This is a genomic window from Microbacterium sp. NPDC086615, assembly GCF_040686055.1.
Taxonomy (GTDB): Bacteria; Actinomycetota; Actinomycetes; order Actinomycetales; family Microbacteriaceae; genus Microbacterium.
On the sequence record NZ_JBFBJJ010000019.1, the window covers coordinates 44,530 to 68,442 of the forward strand.

Annotated in this window: 19 protein-coding genes and 1 pseudogene; 12 read left to right on the plus strand and 8 right to left on the minus strand. The window is 70.7% G+C overall.

What is annotated here, in order from left to right:
- Positions 1-2: 2 nt before the first annotated feature.
- The 6 genes from AB0O24_RS16045 to AB0O24_RS16070 all read left to right on the plus strand — a co-directional run bounded on the left by AB0O24_RS16045 (position 3) and on the right by AB0O24_RS16070 (position 5,957).
- Positions 3-341, plus strand: a complete 339-nt coding sequence (locus AB0O24_RS16045) for a GNAT family N-acetyltransferase (RefSeq protein WP_363376316.1) — start codon at positions 3-5, stop codon at positions 339-341.
- On the plus strand, positions 338-1,357 hold the full coding sequence (locus AB0O24_RS16050; RefSeq protein ID WP_363376319.1) for a pirin family protein: 1,020 nt from the start codon (positions 338-340) through the stop codon (positions 1,355-1,357). The genes AB0O24_RS16045 and AB0O24_RS16050 overlap by 4 nt, the downstream gene beginning before the upstream one ends.
- Before the next feature lie 129 nt (positions 1,358-1,486).
- Positions 1,487-2,044, plus strand: a complete 558-nt coding sequence (locus AB0O24_RS16055) for an ECF transporter S component (protein ID WP_275796322.1) — start codon at positions 1,487-1,489, stop codon at positions 2,042-2,044.
- A gap of 64 nt (positions 2,045-2,108) precedes the next feature.
- Entirely contained in the window at positions 2,109-3,866 is a 1,758-nt protein-coding gene (locus tag AB0O24_RS16060) for an ATP-binding cassette domain-containing protein (protein WP_363376322.1), read from the plus strand.
- A complete protein-coding gene (locus AB0O24_RS16065; protein WP_307383085.1) occupies positions 3,863-4,654 on the plus strand; it encodes an energy-coupling factor transporter transmembrane component T in 792 nt (263 codons plus the stop codon). The genes AB0O24_RS16060 and AB0O24_RS16065 overlap by 4 nt, the downstream gene beginning before the upstream one ends.
- A 64-nt stretch (positions 4,655-4,718) precedes the next feature.
- Positions 4,719-5,957, plus strand: a complete 1,239-nt coding sequence (locus tag AB0O24_RS16070; RefSeq protein WP_363376324.1) for an LCP family protein — start codon at positions 4,719-4,721, stop codon at positions 5,955-5,957.
- Between the two features lie 79 nt (positions 5,958-6,036).
- Here the strand turns inward: AB0O24_RS16070 and AB0O24_RS16075 are convergent, their stop codons facing one another.
- A complete protein-coding gene (locus AB0O24_RS16075; protein WP_363376327.1) occupies positions 6,037-7,173 on the minus strand; it encodes a M15 family metallopeptidase in 1,137 nt (378 codons plus the stop codon).
- Between the two features lie 135 nt (positions 7,174-7,308).
- Between AB0O24_RS16075 and AB0O24_RS16080 the strand changes: the two genes are divergently transcribed.
- Together AB0O24_RS16080 and AB0O24_RS16085 are read left to right on the plus strand one after the other, a co-directional pair.
- On the plus strand, positions 7,309-8,739 hold the full coding sequence (locus tag AB0O24_RS16080) for an ATP-binding protein (protein WP_363376330.1): 1,431 nt from the start codon (positions 7,309-7,311) through the stop codon (positions 8,737-8,739).
- Between the two features lie 65 nt (positions 8,740-8,804).
- Complete coding sequence (locus AB0O24_RS16085; RefSeq protein ID WP_363376332.1) at positions 8,805-10,940, plus strand: intein-containing Rv2578c family radical SAM protein; 2,136 nt, start codon at positions 8,805-8,807, stop codon at positions 10,938-10,940.
- A 68-nt stretch (positions 10,941-11,008) separates the two neighbouring features.
- Here the strand turns inward: AB0O24_RS16085 and AB0O24_RS16090 are convergent, their stop codons facing one another.
- Positions 11,009-13,204: a DEAD/DEAH box helicase gene (locus AB0O24_RS16090; RefSeq protein WP_363376335.1), complete on the minus strand. Its 2,196-nt coding sequence runs from the start codon at positions 13,202-13,204 to the stop codon at positions 11,009-11,011.
- 439 nt (positions 13,205-13,643) lie between these two features.
- Here AB0O24_RS16090 and AB0O24_RS16095 point away from each other — a divergent pair, with 439 nt between their 5' ends.
- The 3 genes and pseudogenes from AB0O24_RS16095 to AB0O24_RS16105 form a co-directional block, all read left to right on the plus strand.
- On the plus strand, positions 13,644-14,267 hold the full coding sequence (locus AB0O24_RS16095; RefSeq protein ID WP_275796307.1) for an antibiotic biosynthesis monooxygenase: 624 nt from the start codon (positions 13,644-13,646) through the stop codon (positions 14,265-14,267).
- Positions 14,264-15,169 carry an aldose 1-epimerase family protein gene (locus AB0O24_RS16100; protein WP_363376337.1) on the plus strand — a complete coding sequence of 302 codons (906 nt, stop codon included), beginning with the start codon at positions 14,264-14,266 and terminating at the stop codon, positions 15,167-15,169. The genes AB0O24_RS16095 and AB0O24_RS16100 overlap by 4 nt, the downstream gene beginning before the upstream one ends.
- A 346-nt stretch (positions 15,170-15,515) precedes the next feature.
- Positions 15,516-16,052, plus strand: a pseudogene (locus tag AB0O24_RS16105) (DUF998 domain-containing protein); the annotation flags it as partial.
- Positions 16,053-16,419: 367 nt separating this feature from the next.
- Here AB0O24_RS16105 and AB0O24_RS16110 read toward each other — a convergent pair.
- The 6 genes from AB0O24_RS16110 to AB0O24_RS16135 all read right to left on the minus strand — a co-directional run bounded on the left by AB0O24_RS16110 (position 16,420) and on the right by AB0O24_RS16135 (position 23,141).
- On the minus strand, positions 16,420-19,590 hold the full coding sequence (locus AB0O24_RS16110) for an efflux RND transporter permease subunit (protein ID WP_363376340.1): 3,171 nt from the start codon (positions 19,588-19,590) through the stop codon (positions 16,420-16,422).
- Positions 19,591-19,671: 81 nt separating this feature from the next.
- Entirely contained in the window at positions 19,672-20,037 is a 366-nt protein-coding gene (gene crcB / locus AB0O24_RS16115; protein WP_275796301.1) for a fluoride efflux transporter CrcB, read from the minus strand.
- 64 nt (positions 20,038-20,101) lie between these two features.
- Positions 20,102-20,326: a hypothetical protein gene (locus AB0O24_RS16120; RefSeq protein WP_013584248.1), complete on the minus strand. Its 225-nt coding sequence runs from the start codon at positions 20,324-20,326 to the stop codon at positions 20,102-20,104.
- 61 nt (positions 20,327-20,387) lie between these two features.
- Positions 20,388-21,278: an alpha/beta hydrolase fold domain-containing protein gene (locus AB0O24_RS16125; protein WP_363376362.1), complete on the minus strand. Its 891-nt coding sequence runs from the start codon at positions 21,276-21,278 to the stop codon at positions 20,388-20,390.
- Between the two features lie 10 nt (positions 21,279-21,288).
- Positions 21,289-21,723 (minus strand): hypothetical protein, encoded by a 435-nt coding sequence (locus AB0O24_RS16130; RefSeq protein WP_363376343.1) that lies wholly within the window; start codon positions 21,721-21,723, stop codon positions 21,289-21,291.
- Positions 21,720-23,141 (minus strand): flavin monoamine oxidase family protein, encoded by a 1,422-nt coding sequence (locus tag AB0O24_RS16135; RefSeq protein ID WP_363376346.1) that lies wholly within the window; start codon positions 23,139-23,141, stop codon positions 21,720-21,722. Before AB0O24_RS16135 ends, AB0O24_RS16130 begins: the two co-directional genes overlap by 4 nt.
- A gap of 56 nt (positions 23,142-23,197) precedes the next feature.
- Between AB0O24_RS16135 and AB0O24_RS16140 the strand changes: the two genes are divergently transcribed.
- The gene (locus tag AB0O24_RS16140) at positions 23,198-23,830 is read left to right on the plus strand and encodes a TetR family transcriptional regulator (protein WP_363376349.1); all 633 of its coding nucleotides are present in this window, start codon (positions 23,198-23,200) and stop codon (positions 23,828-23,830) included.
- Positions 23,831-23,913 lie beyond the last annotated feature (83 nt).

Sequence of the window (23,913 nt, forward strand, 5' to 3'; positions counted from 1 at the left end):
CCATGACCGACGCACTAACCGTGACCCGCAACGACGACGCCCACCGCTACGAGATCCACGTGGGCGAAGAGCTGGGCGGGTTCCTCGAGTTCCGTCCCGCGGGCGAGGGCCGCGTCTTCCTTCCGCACACCGAGGTCGATTCCGCGTTCAAGGGACGCGGCCTCGGCTCGACGCTCGCAAGCGAAGCCTTGGGCGATCTCGCCCGCCGCGGCGACAGCGTCATCCCCTCGTGCCCGTTCGTGGCGCACTACCTCCGCGAGCACGACGTTCCCGGCCTCATCATCGAGTGGCCGCACGACACCGACGCGGCCGATTCGGCCGACCCCAGCGAACCGGCATGACCCGACTCGACGTCGCGCCAGAGGCATCCGAAGGCCCCGTCGAGTGCGACGGGCCTCGCGCCCTCGTGGTTGAGGCGCGCGAGGTTCCGCTGGGCGGCGTGCGCGCCATGGAGGTGCACCGCACGCTCCCGCACCGCGCGTTGCCGATGGTCGGCGCCTGGTGCTTCCTCGACCGATTCGGTCCGCAGGAGACCCTCATGCGCGTCGAGCCGCACCCGCACATCGGCCTGCAGACCGTGACCTGGCCGATCATCGGCGAGGTGCGTCATCGGGATGCCGTGGGCAGCGACGTCGTGGTGCGCCCGGGTGCGCTCAACCTCATGACCAGCGGTGAGGGCATCGCGCACTCGGAGTACTCGGTGGGCGACGAGGCGATCCCGCTGGACGCCCTGCAGCTGTGGGTCGCGCTCCCCGAGTCGCGCCGTCACGGAGCTCCCGCTTTCGAGCGGCACGAGGATCTCCCCGTCCTCGATCTCGGCGACGGCGCGGACGCGGTCGTCGTCATGGGCGAGCTGGGCACGGTGACCTCCCCCGCGACCGTGCACACGCCGATCGTCGGCGCTGAACTGCGCCTCCCGGCCGGCGTGAGAGTGCGCATCCCTCTCCGACCCGACTGGGAGCATGCACTCTACGGAATGATCGGCACCGCGGATGTCGAGACGGGAATGGATGCCGTCGACGCCGACGCCGCACGGCGCTCTTCACCCTCGGCGAGGGACGACGGCACGGCATCCGTCGACGGATCCCGCCTGCTCTACCTCGGCACGGGACGCGACCACGTCGACATCGTCAGCGCGGACGGCGCTCGGGTCTTCCTGCTCGGCGGAGAGCCGTTCGAGGCCGACATCGTCATGTGGTGGAACTTCGTCGGCCGCTCGCACGACGAGATCGTCGAGGCGCGCGAGGCCTGGGAGGCGCATGCCCCGCGCTTCGGGCAGGTCGTCGACCACGGCCCCGAGCGCATCCCCGCTCCGCCGCTGCCCGCGGTGCGCCTGACGCCGCGTCGGCGGCGCTGACCCGCCCGCGCACCCCCGTCGAGTGTCCAAGAAACCCGGTAATCGGGTGCGTCTTTTCCGGGTTTCTTGGACACTCGACGTCGAGAGACGCGAGCACCGACGCCGCGTGACCGCCGATACGCTGGCCCCATGGCCTCGGCATCCGTTCTCTCGACCCGCGTGCTGCTCGTCTGCGCGGCCATCGGGGTGGGAACGGGCATCCTCGGCGGAGCGGCCGGATGGCTGACCCTCGCGGTCCTGGCGGCGGCGCCGTGGGCGTACGGACTCGTCCTCGGTTCGCACGTTCTGCCCGGGATCATCGCGCAGCAGGTCATCCGCCGCCCCTGGGTCGCGCTCGTCACCCACGTGCTCGCCGCCCTCGTCGCGAGCGCCATGGCACCGCAGTGGACCTTTCGCTTCCTCGGCACCGCGATCCTGATCGGCGGGATCCAGGAGGGCGTCGCCGCCCTCACCCGCTACCGCGTGTGGGCGGCGGCCCGCTTCTTCATCTCGGCGGTCATCGTCGGCGTCGTGATCGCCGTCCCGGTGTGGTTCGCGGGCGACATCGCGAGCCTCGCCCCGATCGCCCGGGTCGCGGCGGTGGCGATCAGCATCCTGGGTCCGGTGGCGTGGACGGCCGTGGGCCTGGCCATCGGCTCGGGACTGCGCGGCGCGGGCGTGGCGCGCGGTCTCTCGACGCCGAGATGAGCGCGAACCACCCGAGTTAGGGTGCACTAAGTTGGGGGGCGTACGCGCTTCCGAGGACTCGCCCGTGACCACTCGCCCCCACCCCGTCGTCGCCTCCGCCGCGGCGGACACGGCGGCACTGCTGAGCCTGCGCGACGTGACGATCACGCACCTCGACGCTCCACGCGCGACGCCCTCCGCCGTGAGTCTCGACGTGCGACCCGGCGAGGTCGTGCTTCTTCTCGGTCCGAGCGGCTCGGGCAAGTCGACGCTCGCCCTCGCGATGAACGGCCTCGTCCCGCACGCGGTCCCGGCGACGGTCGAGGGCACGGTGCGGGTGGCGGGACAGGATGCCGCGACCGCGACGGTCGCCGAGCTCGCCACCGCGGTGGGCATGGTCTTCCAAGACCCGGACGCTCAGCTGATCACCGGGACGCTGCTCGACGAGGTCGCCTTCGGCCCGGAAAACCTACGCCTCCCCGTCGACGAGGTGCTCGCGCGCGCCGAGGCGGCCCTGCGGCGGATGGGACTCTGGCACCGGCGCCGCGAGTCACCGGACGTGCTCTCCGGCGGCGGGCGGCAACGCCTCGCGATCGCGTGCGCCCTCGCGATGGGATCGCCGCTCCTCGTGCTCGACGAGCCCACGGCCAACCTCGACCCGGCCGGCGTCGACGACGTGTATTCGGCGCTGCGCGACGTGGTCGCCGCGGGCGATCGGGCCATCGTCCTCGTCGAGCACAACCTCGATGCGGCGGTCGAACTCGTCGACCGCGTCGTCGTGTTGGACGAAACCGGATGCCTCGTCGCCGACGGCCCGATCGACGCGATCCTGCGCGACCGCGCCGCCGATCTCCACGCGCTCGGCGTGTGGCTCCCCACCGCGACCCTCGCGGCGCTCCGCCTCCAGAGCGCCGGCCATCGTTTCGACCGGCTGCCGCTCACGCCGGCGGAGCTGCGCGCCGCGCTCGACGATGCCCCGGCACCGATCGCGGCCTTCGCTCCCCGGCGCGAGAGGCACAGTCGCGATGTCCTGGTGCGCGTCGAGGGGCTGCGACTCTCGCGCGGGCGCACGCCCGTGCTCCACGGGGTCGACCTCGAAGTGACGACGGGCGAGTTCGTCGCCGTGGTCGGCGCGAACGGCGCGGGAAAGACGACGCTGGCCCAGGCGATCGCGGGCGTCCTGCGTCCCCCGCGCGGGACCGTGCGGATCCACGGGCTCGACGTGCGCCGCGTCCACGCGCGCACCCTGTCGCGGCACGTGGGGTTCGTGTTCCAGAACCCCGAGCACCAGTTCATCGCGACGACGGTGTTCGACGAGATCGCGCACGGCCTGCGGGCGCAGCGTCTCGACGGTCGCCGCCTCGCCGACGCCGAGGTGCGCCGGCGCACCGACGACCTGCTCGTCCGCTTCGGTCTGGCCGACAAGGCCGGCATCCATCCCTTCCTCCTCTCCGGGGGCCAGAAGCGTCGGCTGTCGGTCGGGACGGCGCTCGTCGGCGGTGCGCGGCTGCTCGTGCTCGACGAACCGACGTTCGGGCAGGACCGCGCCCGCGCCGATGAACTGCTCGCGCTCCTCGACGACCTGCGCGAGAGCGGCACGACGATCATCGTGGTGACGCACGACATGCAGGTGGTCGCCGAACACGCCGACCGACTGCTCGTCGTCGACGACGGGCGCATCGTGGCAGACGGCCCCACCGCGCACGTCTTCGCGGACGACGCGCTCCTCGCGCGCGCCGGGCTCCGGCCGCCGCCCCTGCGCGAGGCGTTCGCCGGACTGGAAAGCCATCCCGAACTCGCGGCGATCACCCGTCTGCGCGACCTCCCCGGCGGTGCGGGATGACCGCGGTCGCGGAGGTCGCCGCTCGCGCAGAGGAGCGACGCGGCCTCGCCGTGCTGAATCCGCTCGCGAAGTTCGCCGGGCCCCTGCCCGCGATGATCGCCCTCGTCTTCGTCCGCGACCTCGCGAGTCCGCTCGTGTTCCTCGCTCTCGCGTACGTCGTGCTGCTGCTCGGCGCCCGTCTCACCCGGCGGGTGATCGGCATCCTGATCGCCGTGATCCCGGCCGCGACCGTCGTCGTCGCCGTCGGGTTCGCGCTGTGGGTCGACCCCGCGCGCGTCGAGGGCACGAGCGAAGTCCTCCGCCTCGGCGCGTGGGCGATCACGGAAGGCGCGCTGGCCATCGGCCTCGCCACGGGACTGCGTCTCGCGGCGATCATGGCCCTCGCTTTCATCGGCGGGCTCACGACCGAGGGCTCCGACCTGGTCCGCGCGCTCGTCCAGCAGCTCCGCGTGCCGTACCGGGTCGGCTACGCGGCCCTCGCCGCGATCCGGTTCGTCCCGCGTTTCGGGCACGAGCTCGCGGTGATCCGGCAGGCGCACCGCGTCCGGGGCGCGCGCGGCGGGGTGCTGTCTGCACCCGCACGGTGGGCGGGATACGTCGTCCCGCTCCTCGCCGGGGCGATCCGGCACGCCGAACGCGTCGCGCTCGCGATGGACGCCCGCGCCTTCGGCGCCCACCCCGACCGCACCGAGCGCCACCGGGTCCCGTGGCGCCGACGAGACACGGTGTTCGTCGCGCTCTGCTGGGCGGTGTCGGCCGCGGTCTTCGTCGTCGTGCGTCCGTTCTGAGCGTTTCGCGCGCCAAAGCCGCGGCATCCGTCCCCCTAGACTCGGGGAAACCTCAGGAGAAGCCATGCCCCGGCGCCGTCGCACCGTCGCGCAACACGCTCGTCTGCGCTCCCCTCACCCATTCACGCAGCTGGTCAAACTGCTCGCCGTCGCGGCCACGGTCGTGCTCGTCGCGGTCGCCGGTGTCACCGCGTACACCGCGGTGGATCTGACCTCGGAGTACGTCGCCGAGGCGGTCGTGGTCGAGAACCAGCCTGCGATCCCGCCCGACCTCGGGCAGCTCGAGGGCGGCGTGAACATGATGGTCGTCGGCATCGACGCGTGCGAGGAGCAGCTGAAGGCCCTGTTCGGCGAGCGGTGCGAAGGTCCGGATGCCGAGGGCCAGCTGAACGACGTCAACATCCTGCTGCACATCTCCGACGCCCCGCGCCGGGTGACCGTCGTGTCGTTCCCGCGCGACCTGCTCTTCGAGGCCCCGGCGTGCGACACCCCCGACGGAGGTCGCTGGGGCGGTGGACCCGTGCAGATCAACGAGATCTACTCGTACGGCGGGCTGTCGTGCGTCATGACCGCGGTGTCCGACATGAGTGGGCAGCAGGTGCAGTTCGGCGCGATGGTGACCTTCGGCGGCGTGATCGAGATCACGAACGCGATCGGCGGTGTCGAGATCTGTCTCGCGAGCCCCATGCGCGACGAGAACACGGCGATCGACTGGCCCGCCGGCCCCCGCACGATCCAGGGTTACGAGGCGCTGCAGTTCCTCCGGACGCGCTACGGCGTCGGCGGCAGCGACCTCGCGCGCATCAGCAACCAGCAGCAGTACATGTCGCGCCTGGCTCGCAAGCTCGTCAGCGAAGAGGTGCTCTCCAACCCCGCGACGGTGTTCCGTCTGGCATCCACGGGACTGCGCAACGTCACGCCCACGCAGAGCCTCACCAATCCGCTGACCCTCGTCCAGATCGCCTCCGCGGTCAAGGACGTGCCGTTCGAGGACATCGTGTTCGTGCAGTACCCGACGGTGACGGCGAGTTCCGACGCGAACCGGGTCGAGCCGAACTACGCCGCGGCGCAGGTGCTGTGGGACGCGCTCTCGGCGAACCAGGGGATCGAGGTCACGGGCGCGGTGGGCGCGAACGACGGCGTCGTCGCGGAGCCCGCGCCCGGCGAGACCGCGGCGCCGACCGACGCTCCCGAGGTCGAGCCGGGCACCGTCGACCCGACCACCGGCTCCGTCGCCCTGCCCGAGTCGATCACCGGCTCGAGTGCGGCGCAGCAGACCTGCAGCAACGGCGTCGTGAACTGACGCGCGAGCGCGCACGCGGGTCGGTTTCACGCGCGGGCAGGCGCCACGCGCGCCACTCGGACGCCGCGGGCCGCATCCGTCAGTACGTCGGCGCAGCCGGGAGGTTGAAGAAGGCCTCGAGGGTCGAGTACCCGCCGTCGTGGTACGCCTGGGCGAGCTCGGGCCCGATGTACCGCAGGTGCCAGGCCTCGGGCTCGTAGCCCGACACGCTCTCCTGCCCGTCCACGTAGCGGACGATGAAGCCGTACTCCCACGCGTGATCGCGCACCCACGCGCCCTGCGACGAGCCGGCGATGTCATCGAGCGACCCGCACGAACCGCTGCACGGCACGATGTCGACGGCCATTCCGGACTGGTGTTCGCTGTACCCCGCGCGGGCGCTCTCGCGGTCGGCCGCCTCGACGCCGCCCACCGCGACGCGACCGGCGTAGGTCTCTTGCTGCGTCGCGTACGAGCGGAAGGCGCTCAGGTATCCGATCTCGCCCGCACCCGCATCGTCGGCTGCGCGCACGAGCGACGACAACGCTTTCGCCGCCGACGAACGCATCGCGCTCTGCTCCAGCGCCCGGACGCCGTCGGGCATGACGAGGTCGTCGGGACGCCAGTCGACGGGGTCGTAGGGCCGCTGCTTGTTGACCACGACCCACTGATGCGTCGGATCGCTCAGCGAGACGCACGGGGCGATCCCGGATGCCACGGCGTCACGGAACTTCGCTCCCCCACCGGCCGCGGCGATCGCCGCTCCGTCGTCCTTCGCGGCGAGAGCGGCGGTGAATGCGGGGTTGTCGCAGGGCGTCGCGGCCGCGGGGGCGGCGGCGAGGGTGGGGACCGGCAGCCCCTCGGCGGGAACGGCCGGGGGTCCCTGCACCACGGCCACCGCGTCGGCCCCGGCGGCGTTGGCCGGACCCGCGGCATCCTGTCGTCCTCCGGTGGCGGCGGCACCGATCGCGACCGCGCACGCCGCGACGACGACGATCCCCGCGGCCGCGACCGCGAGACGTCGACGCAGAAGGAGTGCGCCGAGGGCCGTGCGCGGGCTCTCTTCGTCACGCCGCGCACGTCGCGTGAGGGGCTGGTCGGAGGGGACGTGCTCCTCGAAGGTGGACCGGCGGGGGCCGGAGTCGGCCTCGGCGATCGGGATGGCCGCCGTCGCCCGACGCTCGGCCTCCGCGCGCGCGGCGCGACGGGTCGGGAACGTCGGATCGGAGGAGTTCATTCACCCCATTGTCTCCCGAGCGCTCGCCCGGGTCGACCCGGGCGGGGGCGCACTCGGTGAATCCTCGGTTGCGACCCGACGAGGTCGGGGGCACGCTGGGAAGACCGTGTCCCGATCCGAGGAAGAGGAGCACCCATGCTCGACGACGACGATCGCGACCTCATGCGCGCTGTGCGCAGCTACCTGAAACACGTCGAACGACTCGCCGCCACCGAAGCCGCCGGTGAACGCACGCCCCTGGGTGTCGCGCTCAGCGAGCACCTGGGCGTGGACGCCGCGTCCGTTCCCGTCCTGACCGAGACCGTCCCGCCCCACCGGCTGGTCGACGCCGACATCGCCCTCGACGAGCTGACGACCGCGGGCGGTGGGACCCTCCTGGGCGTCACCGGCGGAGAGCAGCGTCTGCACTCTTCCGTCGCCGACCTGATCGCCAACGCGCACACCCGCTTCGCCCCCGGGCCGGTGTCGTACGAGATGCGGGCGACCGGACCGCACACCGAGCGTCGCGTGGTGGCCTTCGGCGTGCGCCTGCTGTCGTTCGCGGGGCACCCGATCGTGGTCGTGCAACGCGGCGCTTCGCCCCGCCACGGTGAGCAGACGGCCCGTCTCGAGGTGCTGAGTCCCGATCAGGATGCCGCGACCTCTCTCATCGCCGAGCTGCGGCGCCTGATGGTCGAACGCAGCGTCCTGAAGGGGCGCGTGCTGTCGTTCGTGCCGACGGAGTACGGCCACGACGCGGGCGCGACGTTCCTCGAGCGTCCCGACGTCCGCGCCGACGACATCGTGCTCGAGGAGGGGGTGCTCGAGCGGGTCGTCGAGCACGTGGTCGGCGTCGGCGAGCACCGCGAGGCCCTTCGCGCGGCCGGACAGCACCTCAAGCGCGGTGTGCTCCTCTACGGCCCGCCGGGGACCGGCAAGACCCTGACCGTTCGGCATCTCCTGACGCGGACCCCCGAGACGACGGCCGTCGTCCTCACCGGGTCGAGCATCCGTTTCATCGCTGCCGCCGCCGAGATCGCCCGGACCTTCCCGCCGTCACTCGTCGTGCTGGAGGACATCGACCTCGTCGCCGCCGATCGCGGGTACTCGCCGCAACCGATTCTCTTCGAGGTGCTCGACGCGCTGGACGGCCTCGAGGGGGATGCCGACGTCGCGTTCGTCATGACGACGAACCACGTGCACATCCTCGAAGAGGCGCTGGCCGCCCGGCCGGGTCGCGTCGACCTCGGCGTCGAGATCCCCCTGCCGGGACCGGATTCCCGACGCCGGCTCTTCCGCCGTTACGCCGCCGACCTTCCGCTGTCGGATGGAGCTCTGGATGCCGCCGCCGCCCGCGCCGAGGGAACCACGGGGTCATTCGCAAAGGAGCTGATCCGGCGCACGGTCCTCCTCGCCGCGGTCCGCGGGGACGGCACCGCGGTCACCGACGCCGACCTGGAAACGGCCCTGAACGATCTGCTGTCGTCGGGCGCCGCTCTCACGCGACTGCTGCTCGGGGCGCGGACCGGCGAGGCGAGCCCCGCCCACGTCGAGATCCACCACGGCGCGTCTTACCACCCTCACTAGTCTTTATCTGCGACGGGGTCCCCCTCTGCCTTGCGCTCTCGTAGAACATGTGTTCGACTGTGTTCATGAGGTGGCAGGGGCAACAGCTGGGCGTCGACGATACCGCCGCGCTGCCCGGCATGGAGCGGATGGACGGACTCGTCCGCTCGGTGACCACGCCGGAGTTCGCGGGGATGACCTTTCACGAGGTGCTCTGCAAAAGCGCACTGAACCGCGTGCCCGGCGTCTCGGCGATGCCGTTCGACTGGACGGTGAACCCGTATCGGGGCTGCACGCACGCATGCGCTTACTGTCTGTCCCCCGAAACGCTGATCCTCCGCGCCGACGGCCGCCACGTCCCGCTGTCCGAGCTTCGCGTCGGCGACGAGATCATCGGAACAGAACAAGGACCGACGTACCGTCACTACGTCCGCACGACCGTTCTGGCGAAGTGGTCGACGCGCAAGCGCGCGCACCGGGTGACCCTCGCGGACGGTACCGAGATCGTCGCGAGCGGCGACCACCGGTTCCTCAGCAATCGCGGATGGAAGCATGTGACGGGGGCGATGAGCGGACGCGACCAGCGTCCGCATCTCACCGCGATGAACCGACTCCAGGGGTTCGGCACGGGAGCCCGTGCGGGCGCTCCGACCGAGGGCGCGGACTGGAGGCGCGGCTATCTCACGGGCATGGTCCGTGGCGACGGAATGCTGTTTCACAAGAGTTATGACGACGGCCGTCGAGTGCGCCACATCCATCGATTCCGGCTCGCACTGGTCGACCGCGAGGCGCTCGAACTCACTCGCGTCCTCCTCGACGAGATCGAGGTGCCCACGTTGGTGCGACCGTTCGTCGTCCCCCACGGTCGACGACCCATGACGGCACTGCACACCGCCCGACGCGAAGCCATCGCACGCCTCGAAAATTTCATCGCGATCCCGCAGGACCGTTCGACGGAGTGGCTGGCCGGGTTTCTCGGCGGGATCTTCGACGCCGAGGGCTCGCACTCCCGAGGCATCCTCCGCATCTCGAACGCCGATGCGGAGGTTCTCGACCTCATCGACGAGGGGATGCGCGCATTCGATTTCGACGCGGTGAGGGAGCCGCTTCGTCCCCACGGCGTCACGAGCATCCGACTGAGAGGCGGTCACGCAGCGCGCGATCGGTTCTTCGGCATCGCCCGGCCCGCCATCACCCGCAAGCTCGATCTGATCGGCGGGGCCGTCAAGACCAGTTCAAACCTCCGGATCACCTCGATCGACGACCTCGGGCACGAGATCGACATGATCGACATCACGACCGGGACGGGCGACTTCATCGCGAACGGCGTCGTCAGCCACAACTGCTTCGCCCGCAAGACGCACGAGTACCTCGACCTCGATTACGGCAGCGACTTCGACTCGCAGATCGTCGTGAAGGTCAATGTCGCCGACGTGCTGCGCACCGAGTTGCGCCGGGGATCGTGGACCCGCGAGCCGGTCATGCTCGGCACGAACACCGACCCGTACCAGCGCGCCGAGGGCCGCTATCGCCTCATGCCCGAGATCATCGGCGCCCTCACCGAGAACCGGACCCCGTTCTCGATCCTCACCAAGGGCACGTTACTGCGGCGCGATCTGCCGCTCCTGTCGGACGCCGCCCGACAGGTGAAGGTGTCTCTCGCGATGTCTATCGCCGTCTTCGACGACCACCTGCAGGGGTCGATCGAACCCGGAACCCCCAGCGCTGAGGCGCGACTCGAGACCGTGCGCGCGGCGACCGCGGCGGGCTTCCGCGTCACCGTGTTCCTGATGCCGATCCTGCCGCACCTCACCGACTCGATCGACGTGCTCGACGACGCACTGGCCCGCATCCGGGCGGCCGGTGCCGCGCGCGTGGTCTACGGAGTCCTGCACCTCCGCCCCGGCGCCAAGCAATGGTTCCTCCAGTGGCTCGAACGCGAGCATCCGCACCTCGTGTCGTCGTACCGAGGGCTCTACCCAGGGGTCTCGGTCTCGGCCCCCAAGGCCTACCGCACATGGCTCGGCAAGCGCATGCGCCCGCTCCTGCGGATGCACCGCCTCGACGGCTGGGACGAAGACGACCACCCCCGCGGGCGACCCCAACCAGGACTCGCCGCGCGCACGCCGACGACCAGCAGCCTCGGGCCGGTGCGCGGCACCGGGGGCTCGGCATCCGTGAGACCCCGTGTCGCCCCCGCGAGCGAGCCGACGCTGTTCTGAGCGCGCGGGACTCCGAACGCACGAGACCCCCGCCGCGGAGAGCGACGGGGGTCTCGGGAACGGCCGGATCAGGACGTGACGTCGGCCAGCTGGCGACCCGAGATCTCTTCGATCAGGTCGTCACCGAGTTGCGCCGGCTCGAAGGGGGCGTCGATCTCGGCGCGGTCGAGCAGCTCGGTCATCCGTCGCTGACGCTGACGCGTGATGAGGGTCACGACGGTGCCGCTGCGACCGGCGCGGCCGGTACGGCCTGAGCGGTGCAGGTACGTCTTGTACTCGTCGGGCGCGTCGGCCTGGATGACCAGATCGATGTCGTCGACGTGGATGCCGCGGGCGGCGACGTCGGTGGCGACGAGCACGTTCACGCGACCCGAGGTGAGCTTCTCGAGGTTGCGCGTGCGCTTCTGCTGGTTCAGGTCGCCGTGCAGGGCGACCGCGGCGATCCCGGCCTCGTCGAACTGCTCCGCGAGCATCTCGGCGTACGCGCGGGTGCGGGCGAAGACGAGTGTCTTGCCGTCGCGGTCGACGAGCGACCCGAGGATCTCGGCCTTGTCGCGGTGGTCGATCACGAGGACGCGGTGGTCGATCGTGCCCGAGTCCTGGTCCTCGCCGGCGACCTCGTACACAGCGGGCTCGACGAGGAACTCGTCGACGAGGGCTGCGACCTCGCGGTCGAGCGTGGCCGAGAAGAGGAGCTTCTGGCTGCCGTCGGCGGTCGCGCGGAGAATGCGCTGCACGGGCTCGAGGAAGCCGAGCTCGCACATGTGGTCGGCCTCGTCGAGGACGGCGATCTGCACGTCGGACAGGTCGAGCTTGCCCTGGTTGAGCAGGTCCTCGATGCGGCCCGGCGTGCCGATGACGATGTCGACACCCTTCTTCAGGGCGCCCACCTGACGAGCCTGCGGCACGCCGCCGTAGATCTGCGTGGTGAACAGGCCCACGCTGCGCGCGATGACCTGGACCGTGCGGTCGATCTGCAGCGCGAGCTCACGGGTCGGAGCGAGGATGAGCGCCTTCGGCGCACGGCCGAACTCGCGGCGCTTGCCCGCCTGCGCGCGCAGGATGCTCTCGACGAGCGGGGCTCCGAAGGCGATGGTCTTGCCCGAGCCGGTGCGGCCGCGGGCGAGGACGTCACGGCCCTCCAGGATCGGCTTCACCGTGGCGGCCTGGATCGGGAAGGGGCTCGCCGCACCGAGACCGACGAGCGCGCGGACGATGTTGTCGCCGAGTCCGAGGTCGGCGAAGCCGGCGTCGGTCACGGTCGCGGCGTCGACGGCCTCGGCCTGCAGACGCTCGTGGACGACGTCGACGCGCTGCTCGTGCTCGGCGGAGCGCTTCGGGGTGGCGCTCCAATCGCTGCGGCTCGGGCCGTCCGTGCGTCGGGGACGGTCGTCGAACGAACGCTGCGGGCGGTCACTGCGGTCGAACGAGCGCGAGGGGCGGTCGTCGAAGGAACGACGGGGACGCTCGTCACGATCGAACGAACGGGCGGGTCGATCGCTGCGGTCGAAGGAACGGGCCGAACGCTCACCGGCATCGCGACGGGGACGCTCGTCACGATCGAACGAACGCGCGGGACGGTCGTTCCGGTCGAACGAGCGCGCCGGGCGGTCGTCGAACGAGCGACGCGGACGCTCGTCGCGGTCGAAGGAGCGTGCGGGACGGTCGTTACGGTCGAACGAACGGGCCGGACGCTCCCCGGCGTCACGACGAGGACGCTCGTCACGGTCGAAGGACCGGGCCGGGCGGTCGCTGCGGTCGAAGGACCGGGCCGGGCGGTCGTTCCGGTCGAAGGACCGGGCCGGGCGATCGCTGCGGTCGAACGACCGGGCGGGACGCTCGCCGGCATCACGACGAGGACGCTCGTCACGGTCGAACGAACGCGCGGGACGGTCGAACGAGCGAGCCGGGCGATCCCCGAAGTCACGACGCGGGCGGTCGTCGAACGAACGCGCCGGACGCTCGTCGCGGCGGCCGGCCGTGGCATCCCGATCCGAACGACCGAAGCGGTCGTCACGAGCGGAGTGACGGATGCTGCGGGCCTCGTCGCGACCGGCGCGGTCGGACGCACTCCAGCGGCGCTTGTCGGGAGCGGCCTCGGCCTCGGGGCGGTAACCGCGGTGGTTCGGGCTCTTGCTGCCGGGCTTGGCGGGCGCGTCGGTGCCGGGGCGGCGCTTGCGGTCCTGGAACGAGGTCTTCGCGCCGTAGCGCGGCTCGAAGTTCTTGGCGGCGCGGCCGCCGGCGGGCTTCTTGCTCTTGGGCATGGGGGACTTCCTGGGTTCTGTTCGCGCGAAACAGCTGCACCGCTCGTGGCGGTGCGAAACCCGGAACGTCGTCGGCCGGGGGCCATTCACTGATGATGGTCGAGGCCGCGATCGCGTCCTGTCCATCGGCCCCTTGGACTCACAAACCCATCCGCGCATCACACGCGGTGTCCAGAGCCGACCCGCCTACGTTACAGGTCGCGCCTGGGAATGGCATCCATGTCCCCATTCGCGCGACCTCACCTCCGCGAACCCGTGACCGCCGCATCCATGTCCCACTTTGTGCTGGTTTGCCGCCCATGTCTCGCACAATGTGGGACACGCTCCTTGACGTCCCGCACACATGTCCCGAATTGTGCAGGTTCGACAGCCCGAAACCGCACAAATTGGGACATCCCATCGACCCCGGCCGAGCCCCCGTCTGCACGAAGATGGACGCATGGCAGACACCGACGCCCACCCCATCACGGTGGCGATCGAGCGGCGCATCGACCCGACGCGCACCGCCGAAGCGACCTCCTGGATGCAGGCCGGCACCGACCTCGCGACCGCTTTCCCGGGCTTCCTCGGCTCGGGGTGGGTGCGCGCGGGCGAAGACAGCGACCTCTGGTACATGCTGTACCGCTTCCGCGACATCACGACGCTCGAGGGGTGGGAGACCTCGACACAGCGCCAGTGGTGGCTCGACTCGGGGCGGCCGTTCGCTCGCGAGGAGCGCGTCGAGCGCCGCACCGGCATCGAGGGCTGGTTCGACGCTTCCTTCGGATCGGTCCTCCACCCGACGGATGCCACCACCTCCCCCGTGCAACAGCCGGTGCCGGCGGCTCCCCCGCGCTGGAAGCAAGCCGTGACGATCTGGGTGGGCTTCTTCCCCACCAACCTGCTCGCATCGTGGCTGCTGGGCTTCATCCCGGGGTTCGCCGAGATCCCCCTCGTCGTGCGCGTGCTGGCCACGACCCTCATGCTCACCCCCGTCATGACCTACGCGGTGCTCCCGTGGGTCACCCGACTGCTGCGGCCGTGGCTGCAGCGTCCACCCCGTACGCGAAAGGCTTCGTCATGACCGCTGACCCGACCGGACACCGCTTCCGCCTCCGCGGAGCGCACTCCTCCGCCGAGATCACCCAGGTGGGCGCCGCCCTCCGGGCCCTGACCGTCGGCGGCGTCGACCTCGTGCCGCCCTATCCCGACGATCAGCCGACGCCCGCGGCATCCGGTGTCGTCCTCGTTCCGTGGCCGAACCGCATCCGTGACGGCAAGTACTCCTTCGAGGGCGAAGAGCTGCAGCTCGCGATCAGCGAGCCGAAGTTCGGCAACGCCAGCCATGGACTGCTGCGATTCGGCACGTACCAGCCGATCGAGCACACCGACGAGCGGCTCATCCTCGGCGCCGACGTGGTGCCGCAGACGGGCTACCCGTTCCACCTGCGGACGCGCGTGACGTACACGCTGCTGGACGACGGGCTGCACGTCGCTCACCACATCGAGAACGTCGGCGCCAAGACCGCCCCTGTCGCCCTCGGCGTGCATCCGTACCTGCAGATCAGCGGGGTCGAGACCGCCGACCTGGTCATCCGGTCGACCGGGACGACCACGCTCGTGCTGGACGAGCGCAACATCCCGATCGACGAGGTGCCGGTCGACGCCGACACCGACCTTCGTGATGGCCGGCGCCTCGGGGACGCCTCACTCGACAACGGGTACCGGGGTCTGGAGAGGGATGCCGACGGTCGGGCCGTGCACACACTCACCGCCCCCGACGGTCGCGTCCTGCAGTTGTGGCAGGACGCCGGATTCGGGTGGGCGCAGGTGTTCACGACCGATCGCTATCCCGGGCAGCCGCTCGCCGTGGCGATCGAGCCGATGACCGCACCCGCGAACGCCTTCGCCTCCGGAATTGACGTGCACGCATTGGCACCGAATGCCATTCTCACGCGGGAGTGGGGTATTCGTTTTAGCGCATAACAAATGAATATGTCCCCCTTTTGGGGGACATATTTTTCCCTTACGACCTGGGGTATTTCTTCGCAAGACATTTCCTCTGGAGGCGACAGAAAAGTTAGCATTCTGCTGACGGTCTCCGTCGACGCCGGGGACCGAAGGCATTCGATTCTCGGCTTTACCCGATTAGCCGACGGGGGCCGAGGGTCTCGCGGTGCTGGGGGGCTCTCGGTCCACGCCTCAGGGAAAGTGCCCGAAAATGAGCCTCGCGGTCCGATCAACCGTTTCCTCCCCCTCCTTCCGCATCACCCCCCGTGAGGTGCTCACGGCGTCGCGCTCTCTGGCGCGGCGCGCGAGCACCCTCTCGACGATGCACCTGGCGGCGGTGGTCCTGGTCGTGCTCGTGGGCGGCATCCTGGCCTCGATCGTCACCACGACCGATCCGCTGTGGTGGCAGCTGCACTTCAGCCAGCTCGGGACCTTCCACGATGTGTCGGGCGCCTTCTTCAACACCACGCTCAAGGTCGGGGGTGCTCTCGTCGTCGTCTACGCCTTCCGGGTCCGCCGCGACCTTCGCCGGCTCGGTTCACGCGCGGGTCGCCGCGGAGCCGCGACGGTGGCGCTGATCTGCCTCTCGGTGATCGGTGTCAACCTCGCGCTCGTGGGCTGCGTTCCCCTGAACACGAACAAGGATCTGCACGACAAGGTCGCCGGCATGATGGTCCTCGGCTTCGCCGCACTGCTCATCACCACGCCCGTGCTGCTGCACCGTCTGCACCGGCGCCTGGCGATCTCGACCGCCCTCGTGTTCGTGTTCCTGTTCGCCGGCGCCTGGCTGTTCGTCACCGCGACCATCAACCTCGCGCTGTTCGAGGTGATCGCGTTCGCGGCGATGTTCGGGTGGTCCGGCGTCTTCACGCACGCTCTCGCTCAGGCCGGCGCCGTTCCCCCCACGACGGGCGCCGACGTCGCCGCGCGTCGCTCGGCTTCCGCCGGCGCTCCGGTCGTCGCCGTCGGGCGGACCCTCACGCTGCGCTGGTCACGGAGCCCGCGTCCCGCTGCGCGGTTCCACGTCGTCGCACCCCATCCCACTGCGTCGCGCGATCTCGCCACCTGCCAGCCGTCCACGGGCCGCCTCGCGTCGGTCCGCACCGGTCGCACGGACAGCGCCGGCCACAGGTCCCTGAGCCCGTCGAAGGGACCGGACACCCGCACGGCGACTTCGACGCGCTCCGTCATCGCCGCGCACCCCACGGGTCGCGCCGTCGGCGCGCTCAGTGCCGGTCGCGCAGCTCGCGTCGGCTCAGCGGGTGTCCATCCTCTGCAACGACCTCCGGTGCGTCGTCCTCATGCGTCGCGCGCGCCGCACGCCGGGCGAGGCGTCGCTCCCGCGCTCCCTCGACGAGGTTGTACAGCGTGGGCAGCACCAGCAGCGTCAAGAACGTCGACGACACCAGCCCGCCGATCACCACGACGGCCAACGGCTGCGAGATGAACCCGCCGTGCCCGGTGATGCCCAGCGCCATCGGCACGAGGGCGAAGATCGCGGCGAGCGCGGTCATCAGAATCGGGCGCAGACGCCGTGAGCCGCCGACGATGGTGGCATCGTGAACGCTGAGACCCCGCGCGCGGTACTGGTTCACGAGGTCGATGAGCACGATCGCGTTGGTCACGACGATGCCGACGAGCATCAGGGCGCCGATCATGCCGGCCACGCCCAGCGGCACCCCGGTCACCAGCAGCAGGAGGATCGCTCCGGTCGCGGCGAACGGCACGGACACCAAGAGCTCGAGCGGCTGACGCAGTGACTTGAACGTCGCCACCATGACGACGTAGACGATGAGGATCGCGGCCAGCAGCGCGAGACCCAGCTGCCCGAAGGCATCCTGCTGATCGGTGACCGCGCCACCGACCTTCGCCGTCGCCCCCTCCGGGAGCTGCACGTCGGCGAGCGCCGCGTTCACGCTCGACGAAGAGCTGCCCAGGTCATCGGTCGTGGGGGTGACGGTCACCGTCGCGGTGCGCAGGCCCCGCGCGGTCGTGATCGACGGGGGCGTCTGGCTCTGCTCGACCGTCGCGATCTCATCGAGGCGTACGGTCCCGCCGGCGCTCGGGATCTCGAGGGCGCGCAGCGCGTCGACCGTCGCGGGCGGATTCTCCGCGGCGACGTACACCGTCACGCCGCGGCCGTTGATCTCGACGGTGCCGGCTTGGCGCGGCTGCATCGTGTTGGACACGAGCGCGCCGACCGTGCGCTCCGACAGCCCGCGTTCGGCCGCGGCCGCGCGGTCGACACGCACCGAGACGAACGGTAGCGACGCGGAGAGGCTGCTGGTGACCTGCCCGATGCCGTCCTTGCCCTGCAGGCCCGCGACGACGGCGTCGTTCGCCTCCTGGAGGGACTGGCCGTCGGCGGCGGTCACGTCGACGGTGATGTCGGTGGACCCCAGGCCGCCGCCCGAGGCGGCGACCTCGATCTCGCCGGCATCCGTGATCCCCTCGAGCTCGGTGCGCACGCGCTCGCGGAGGTCGACCTGATCGACGCCCGCCTGCGAGGTGATGGAGTAGGTGATGCCCGACCCGCCGCCCGAGAACGCGTCCCGGAGGGCCGATCCGCTCGAGCCGATCGAGGTCTGCACGGTCTCGACACCGGGGGTGTCGAGGAGCACGGCCTCGACCTTCTGCGCGGCGGCGTCTTCGGCATCCAGGCTCGGAGCGGACCCGATCTTCTGGGTCACGGTGAAGGTGTTCTGGCCCGAGTCCCCGAGGAAGTCGGTCTTGAGCAGGGGCACCGCGGCGAGGGTGCCGCCGAGCACCAGCACGGCCACGGTGAGCGTGACCCAGGAGTGCTTCAGCGTCCACCGGAGGATGGGCACGTACCCCTTCTGCAGGCGCGAGGGCGGCGCGTCGGCGGCCTCGGGGTCGATCGGGTTGCCCTCGGCATCCCGGACCACGGTGCCCGGTTTGAGGAACCACGACGCCAGCACCGGCACGATCGTCAGCGACACCAGCAGCGAAGCGGCCATCGCGATCGTGACGGTGAGGGAGAAGGGACGGAACAGCTCGCCGGTCACGTCGCCGACGAACGCGATCGGGAGGAACACCGCGACCGAGGTGATCGTGGATGCCGTGATCGCGGCCGCCACTTCGCGCACGGCGCGGACGATGGTCGGGATCTTCTCGGCGTCACCGACGTAGTGCCTCTTGATGTTCTCGATCACCACGATCGAGTCGTCGACGACGCGACCGATCGCGATGGTGAGGGCACCCAGGGTCAGGATGTTCAGCGAGTAGCCGAACGCCTGGAGCCCGACGAAGGTGATCAGCACGCTCGTCGGGATCGAGATCGCCGTGACGAGGGTCGAGCGCACCGACATGAGGAAGATCAGGATGACGACGACGGCGAAGACGAGCCCGAGCAGACCCTCCTGGGCGAGCGCCTCGATCGACTGCTCCACGAAGGGGGCCTGATCGAAGACGACCGTGAAGGTGGCGCCGTCGCCGAGCGTGGACTCCAACCCCGGGAGGGCGGCGAGCACTCCGCGCGACACGTCGACGGTGTTGGCGGCCGGGAGCTTCGTGACGGCGATCGTCAGGGCGGGCTTGCCGTCGACGCGCGACAGGGTCGTGGTGGGGTCGGCCTGCAGAGCCACGCTGGCGACATCGGCGATCGTCGTGGCGCCGGCGCGGAACTGCGCGGCATCGGAGGGGACGAGGGGAAGCGCTGAGATCTCGTCGACACTGGTCAGCTTCGCGCCCGTCTGGACGGTCAAGGTCTGATCGCCCTCGGTGATCGATCCGCCCGGGAAGAGCACGCCGTTCGCGTCGAGGGCGTCGGTGATCGACTGCTGCGTGTACCCGCGTTCCGCGAGCTTGCCCGCGTCGGGCGTGATGGTGACCCGCTGACCCGTTCCGCCGACGATCTGCGCGCCGTTGACACCCTCCACGTCTTCGAGGTCGGGGATGATGCTCGTCTGCAGTGTGGACTGGACGGCCTCGGCGTCGCTGAAGCCGGTGACGGCGAGCTGGATGACCGGGAAGTCGTCGATGCTCGCCGACGCGACGGTGGTGTCGGCCGACTCGGGGAGCTGGTCCTTGATGCGCGCGATCGCGGCCAGGATCTTCTGCTGCGCCGAGGCGAGATCGGTGCCGTAGGTGAAGGACGCCGAGACGATCGACGAGTTCGTCGTGCTGGTGGCCGTCGTGGACTCGAGCCCGTCCACGCCGCGGATCGCGTTCTCGATCGGTGTCGACACGTCGGCCTCGACCACCTCGGGCGAGGCGCCGGGATAGGTCGTGACGACGGCGAGCTGCGGGAACTGGATCGAAGGGATGAGCTCCTGCTTCAGGCTCGTCAGCGCGAGGCCGCCGAAAATCGCGGCGACGATCGTGACGAGGGCGATCAGGGCGCGGTTCTTCAGGCTCAGGACGGCCAGATACGACACGAAGGACCTCTCGGGATCGCGATTCGATACAGAGTTGTATCGACGCTCAGTATCCCACGCACCCCCGAGGGCGAGGCCGCGTCAGACCAGCGAACCGATGGCCAACCCGGCGAGGGCGGCGAGAACCGACCCCACGAACGAGGCGAGGGCGTAGACCGTCGCCGTCCGCGTCCGCCCCTCCTCGGCGAACAGCGCGGTCGCCACCGCGACAGCGCTGAAGGTCGTGTAGCCGCCGAGCAGCCCCGTCCCCACGATCCACCTCCACGCCTCGTCCGCGGGAAGGCGACTCAGGATGCCGAGCACCAGCGCCCCCGAGAGGTTGACGACGAGGATGCCCCACGGGAAGCTCTCGCCCGTCCGCCGACGGATGGCGACATCGAGCAGGTACCGCGCCGCCGCACCGATTCCGCCCGCGAGGGCGACGGCGGCGAAGACGAGCGGGGTCACGAGGGCCAATCTACGCGGCAGGCACTCCCCGTCGCCCCTCCCGCACCCCCGCGGGAAGGAGGCGTCAGGCCTCGAGTGCCTCGACCCGGCGACGCAGCTCGGCCGCCTTCTCCGCGCCGAGCTGAGCGGCCGCCAGTTGCAGGGCCGCGCTCGCGGTGAGCGTCTTCGCCACGAGGTACGTGGGGCTCTTCTTCAGGTCGGGGATGACATCGAGGATGATCGCCTCGGCATCCGGGTCGGTCATGAGCTTGCCGAGCTTCACCTTCGCGAGGTCGTATCGAGCAGCCATCGTCTCTCCTGATCCGGGCGCACCGTCGTCACCCTGCCGAAATTGTTGCACATATGTACAGCTATGTCAGGATGCAAGACGGATCCCGGGCGATCTCTCCGGTCAGCGCAAAGGCGGCACGGGCCTCCGGCGTCCAGAACGCGCCGACATAGACGTGGAAGCCATCAGGCGCCGATTCCAGCCGCACCGCGGAACCCGCCTCACGCGCCCGCGCGGCGAACGACACCGCGTCGTCGAAGAAGATGTCGCGGCCGCCCTGGAAGATGACCGTGGGCGGCAGGCCCGCCAGATCAGCGCGGATCGGGTTGAGCGCGGCATCCCGGAGCGACCGACCGCGCGCCCACGCGACCGCACCCGCGCGCAGTCCCGGCACGCGCAGGGACGGGTCGCGTCGCACGCGGCGCGCGATCGTGGGGTTCTCGAGCTCGAGGTCGAGCCACGGCGAGAAGAGCACGAGCGCGTCGGGGCGGCGCTCGACGCGGGACGCGAGCCCGAGAGCGACCGTCCCGCCCGCCGAGTCCCCCGCGACGAGGAGCCTCGACGAGCCCGCGCGGCGAGCCAGACGCGCGTACTCGGCATCGACGAAGGTCGCGGTCTCCTCCGCGTCGTGCTCGGGGGCGAGCGGGTAGTTGACGACGGTGATCGCCGCTCCCGTGCTCCGCGCGAGGCGTTCGACGATCCACCAGTGCTCCGCGACGAGCGGGTTCACGAGCCCCCCGCCCGGCAGGTACATCAGCTCGACGCCCGGCGTGCGCGTCGCGGGCTCATAGCGGACCACGGGGAGTCCGCCGGGTCTCGTCACGACGACCCGGCCCGAGCGGCGCAGCCGCGCCGGCGGATCGACGGGGCGGCGGTCGGGTGACAGCGTCGAGAGATAGTCGTCCCGGGCGAGCGTCCGGCGGATGCTCGTGGCGTTGATCCACATCGCCGCCGACGTCAGCTTCATCGCCATCGACACGGGCTCAGCCCTCCGCGGCCATGTCGGCGAGCGCGTTCGTCGTGACGAGTCGCACGACGGCGGGTAGCCCCGCCGCGATCTTGCGCCCCACCAGCGGCCCGAACACCGCGGCGAGGGGACCGGTGATCTCCACCGCGTGCGTCACCGACAGCCCGTGGGGGGTCTGGCGCATCCGGTGGGGAAACGACAGCACCGCACCCGGCAGGCCGATACGGAAGTTCATCGCGAGTCCGGGCTGCAGCTCGGTGAAGGTGAACCGTTGCGCGGGCGTCCCGTGGTTGACGACGCGCCCTGTCGCGCCGACGCGCGGTGGCGTCGCGAAGATGGCCTCGCGCAGATCGGGATCGTCGATCGCCCAGTCCTCGGGGGTCGTCCATCTCTTCCACACGGCCTCCGCGGTGGCGGTGGTCAGGTGGGTGTACTCGCGGCGCCAGGTCATCGGACGGCTCCCGTCTGCTCGTGATCGGTCGAAGAAGAGGCGAGGATGCTCCGCGCCTGGAGGGCAGCTCTTTCACCGGCGCGGACGGCACCGTCCATGAACCCGGTCCACCGCTCCGCGGTCTCGGTTCCCGCCCAGAGGATCGGACCGACCGGAGCACCGACGGCGGCGGCATAGGGCACGACGGCCCCCGGTCCCGGCGCGGCGGTGGGTCCTCCGCCGACCCACGGCTCGGCTCCCCAGCGCTGGTCGATGTACCCGACGGCATCCAGAGCCCGCGGGCCGAAGAGGTCGGCGAGGGACGACAGCGCGCGCGCCCGCCGCTCGGGCTCGGGAAGCTCGTCCCACTCGCGGGCGTAGACGCCGCCGATGAACCCGAGCAGCACACCGGGACCGTCGGAGCGGGCGGGACCCGCATCGAAGGTGATGAAGACCGGGCCGGTGTCGGAAAGCCCCTGACCCGACAGATCACTGTCGCGCCAGAACGGACGCTCGTAGATCGCGTAGGCCTTCGACAGCACTCCGGCGGGCCAGCGCTGCGCCATCTGCGTGTGGACGGGCGGCAGGGCGGGCGAGACGTCGATCCGCCCGCGCTGCGACGGAGGGACGGCGACCACGACGGTGCGCGCCGTGACATGTTCGTCGGCGGTCGAGACGCGCACGCCCTCGTCGGTGACCTGGATCGACCGCACCGGCGCGCTCAGGCGGAGGGCGGGACCGATCTGCGCGGCGAGGCGCACGGCGATCTCGTGCGACCCCTCGACGAAGTGCTCCTCCTGCGCGCCGCCCTCGGTGTCGAGCATCGACGACAGTCCGCCGGCCTGGTGGATGTAGTGCAGGGCGTGCAGGAACGAGAGCTCGTCGGGCTCGCACCCCCACGTCGTCCGGCCCGCGATGGCGATGAGGTCGCGGGCCGCCGCCGAGGCGCGCGAGCGGCGCAGCCACGACCCCAGGCTCTCGGCATCCCACTCCGCCGCATGTGCGGCCGCGGCCGGATCACCGCACGGAACGGTCCGCGCCAGGCGGTCGAGGGTGAGCTGGATGCGACCCACGTCGAGCAGACTCGCCCCCACGGGGGGCACGGTGCCCCGGTAACGCCGGTGCTCACCGCGCCAGCGGATCACGTTGCGGCCGGCGGAGTAGGTCGGATAGCGCGAGACCCCCACCTCCTCGGCGAGCGCGAGGATGCGGTCCTGGCCCGGACCCACGAAAGTGCCGCCGAGATCGACGTGAACGCCGTCGACCTCGGCCGACGAGACGCGTCCCCCGACGCGGGGGGCGGCTTCGAACACGGCGACAGACGCGCCGAACTGACGCAGACGGTGGGCGGCCGTCAGCCCCGAGAGGCCCGCACCGACGACCACCACGTCGACGTCGGTCGCGGGAGCACGGTCCGCGGCGAGTGAGGAACCGGTCATAGGCTTGCTCCGTTTCTGGTGTGGCACCGACCCGCGCGGTCGGCGAGGAGGGCAGCGTGAGCGAGACGACGAGTCGATCGATGCGAGCCCGCGGCCGCGCACGACGTGAGCTGCTGCTGGACGCGACGCTCCGCATCATCGCGGAGGGCGGGATCGCGGCCGTCACGCACCGCGCGGTGGCCGCGGCGGCGGGGGTACCGCACTCGTCGACGACCTACTTCTTCGACTCCCTCGACGACATGATCGGCGAGGCCGTCGCGCACGCGATGGCGGCCGAGATGGATCGTCTGCAGCAGTTCCGTTCGCTGCTGGAGACCGGTGGGAACCACCCCGGCGCGGCGATCGACGAGTTCGTCGAGATCGTGCGCAACCAGTCGCAGGAGAACACCGTGGCGCAGTTCGAGATCTATCTCTTCGCCTCGCGCCACCCGGCCCTCCGGGAGCACGTCGAACGCATCCTCGACGAGACGAGGGCGTTGGCGGCGGCGGTCCTGCGCAGCAACGGCGTGACCGACCCGCACGCCGCCGCCGCGGTAGTCGCCCTGATCGACGGTTTCGCCCTGCATCGCATCGCCCGTTCCGAAGAGGTCCAGTTCCAGTCGTTGGCGCACGCTTTGCGCGCCGCCATCGTCGGGTTCGTGACCCTTGCCACCACGTCGTCGTTGAGCGAGGACCGCTCCGCCGACTAATTGGCACAAATGTACATGTTTGGATACCAAGCGCAGAGTCGTACGCCCGGAATTCACACGACCGATACAGAAATCAGTACTTC

Excerpts from the sequence above, each read along its gene's own strand:
- AB0O24_RS16045 (WP_363376316.1), top strand. The coding sequence starts at position 3 with ATGACCGACGCACTAACCGTGACCCGCAACGACGACGCCCACCGCTAC.
- AB0O24_RS16050 (WP_363376319.1), top strand. The coding sequence starts at position 338 with ATGACCCGACTCGACGTCGCGCCAGAGGCATCCGAAGGCCCCGTCGAG.
- AB0O24_RS16055 (WP_275796322.1), top strand. The coding sequence starts at position 1,487 with ATGGCCTCGGCATCCGTTCTCTCGACCCGCGTGCTGCTCGTCTGCGCG.
- AB0O24_RS16065 (WP_307383085.1), top strand. The coding sequence starts at position 3,863 with ATGACCGCGGTCGCGGAGGTCGCCGCTCGCGCAGAGGAGCGACGCGGC.
- AB0O24_RS16070 (WP_363376324.1), top strand. The coding sequence starts at position 4,719 with ATGCCCCGGCGCCGTCGCACCGTCGCGCAACACGCTCGTCTGCGCTCC.
- AB0O24_RS16075 (WP_363376327.1), bottom strand. The coding sequence starts at position 7,173 with ATGAACTCCTCCGATCCGACGTTCCCGACCCGTCGCGCCGCGCGCGCG.
- AB0O24_RS16080 (WP_363376330.1), top strand. The coding sequence starts at position 7,309 with ATGCTCGACGACGACGATCGCGACCTCATGCGCGCTGTGCGCAGCTAC.
- AB0O24_RS16085 (WP_363376332.1), top strand. The coding sequence starts at position 8,805 with ATGAGGTGGCAGGGGCAACAGCTGGGCGTCGACGATACCGCCGCGCTG.
- AB0O24_RS16090 (WP_363376335.1), bottom strand. The coding sequence starts at position 13,204 with ATGCCCAAGAGCAAGAAGCCCGCCGGCGGCCGCGCCGCCAAGAACTTC.
- AB0O24_RS16095 (WP_275796307.1), top strand. The coding sequence starts at position 13,644 with ATGGCAGACACCGACGCCCACCCCATCACGGTGGCGATCGAGCGGCGC.
- AB0O24_RS16100 (WP_363376337.1), top strand. The coding sequence starts at position 14,264 with ATGACCGCTGACCCGACCGGACACCGCTTCCGCCTCCGCGGAGCGCAC.
- AB0O24_RS16120 (WP_013584248.1), bottom strand. The coding sequence starts at position 20,326 with ATGGCTGCTCGATACGACCTCGCGAAGGTGAAGCTCGGCAAGCTCATG.
- AB0O24_RS16125 (WP_363376362.1), bottom strand. The coding sequence starts at position 21,278 with ATGGCGATGAAGCTGACGTCGGCGGCGATGTGGATCAACGCCACGAGC.
- AB0O24_RS16130 (WP_363376343.1), bottom strand. The coding sequence starts at position 21,723 with ATGACCTGGCGCCGCGAGTACACCCACCTGACCACCGCCACCGCGGAG.
- AB0O24_RS16135 (WP_363376346.1), bottom strand. The coding sequence starts at position 23,141 with ATGACCGGTTCCTCACTCGCCGCGGACCGTGCTCCCGCGACCGACGTC.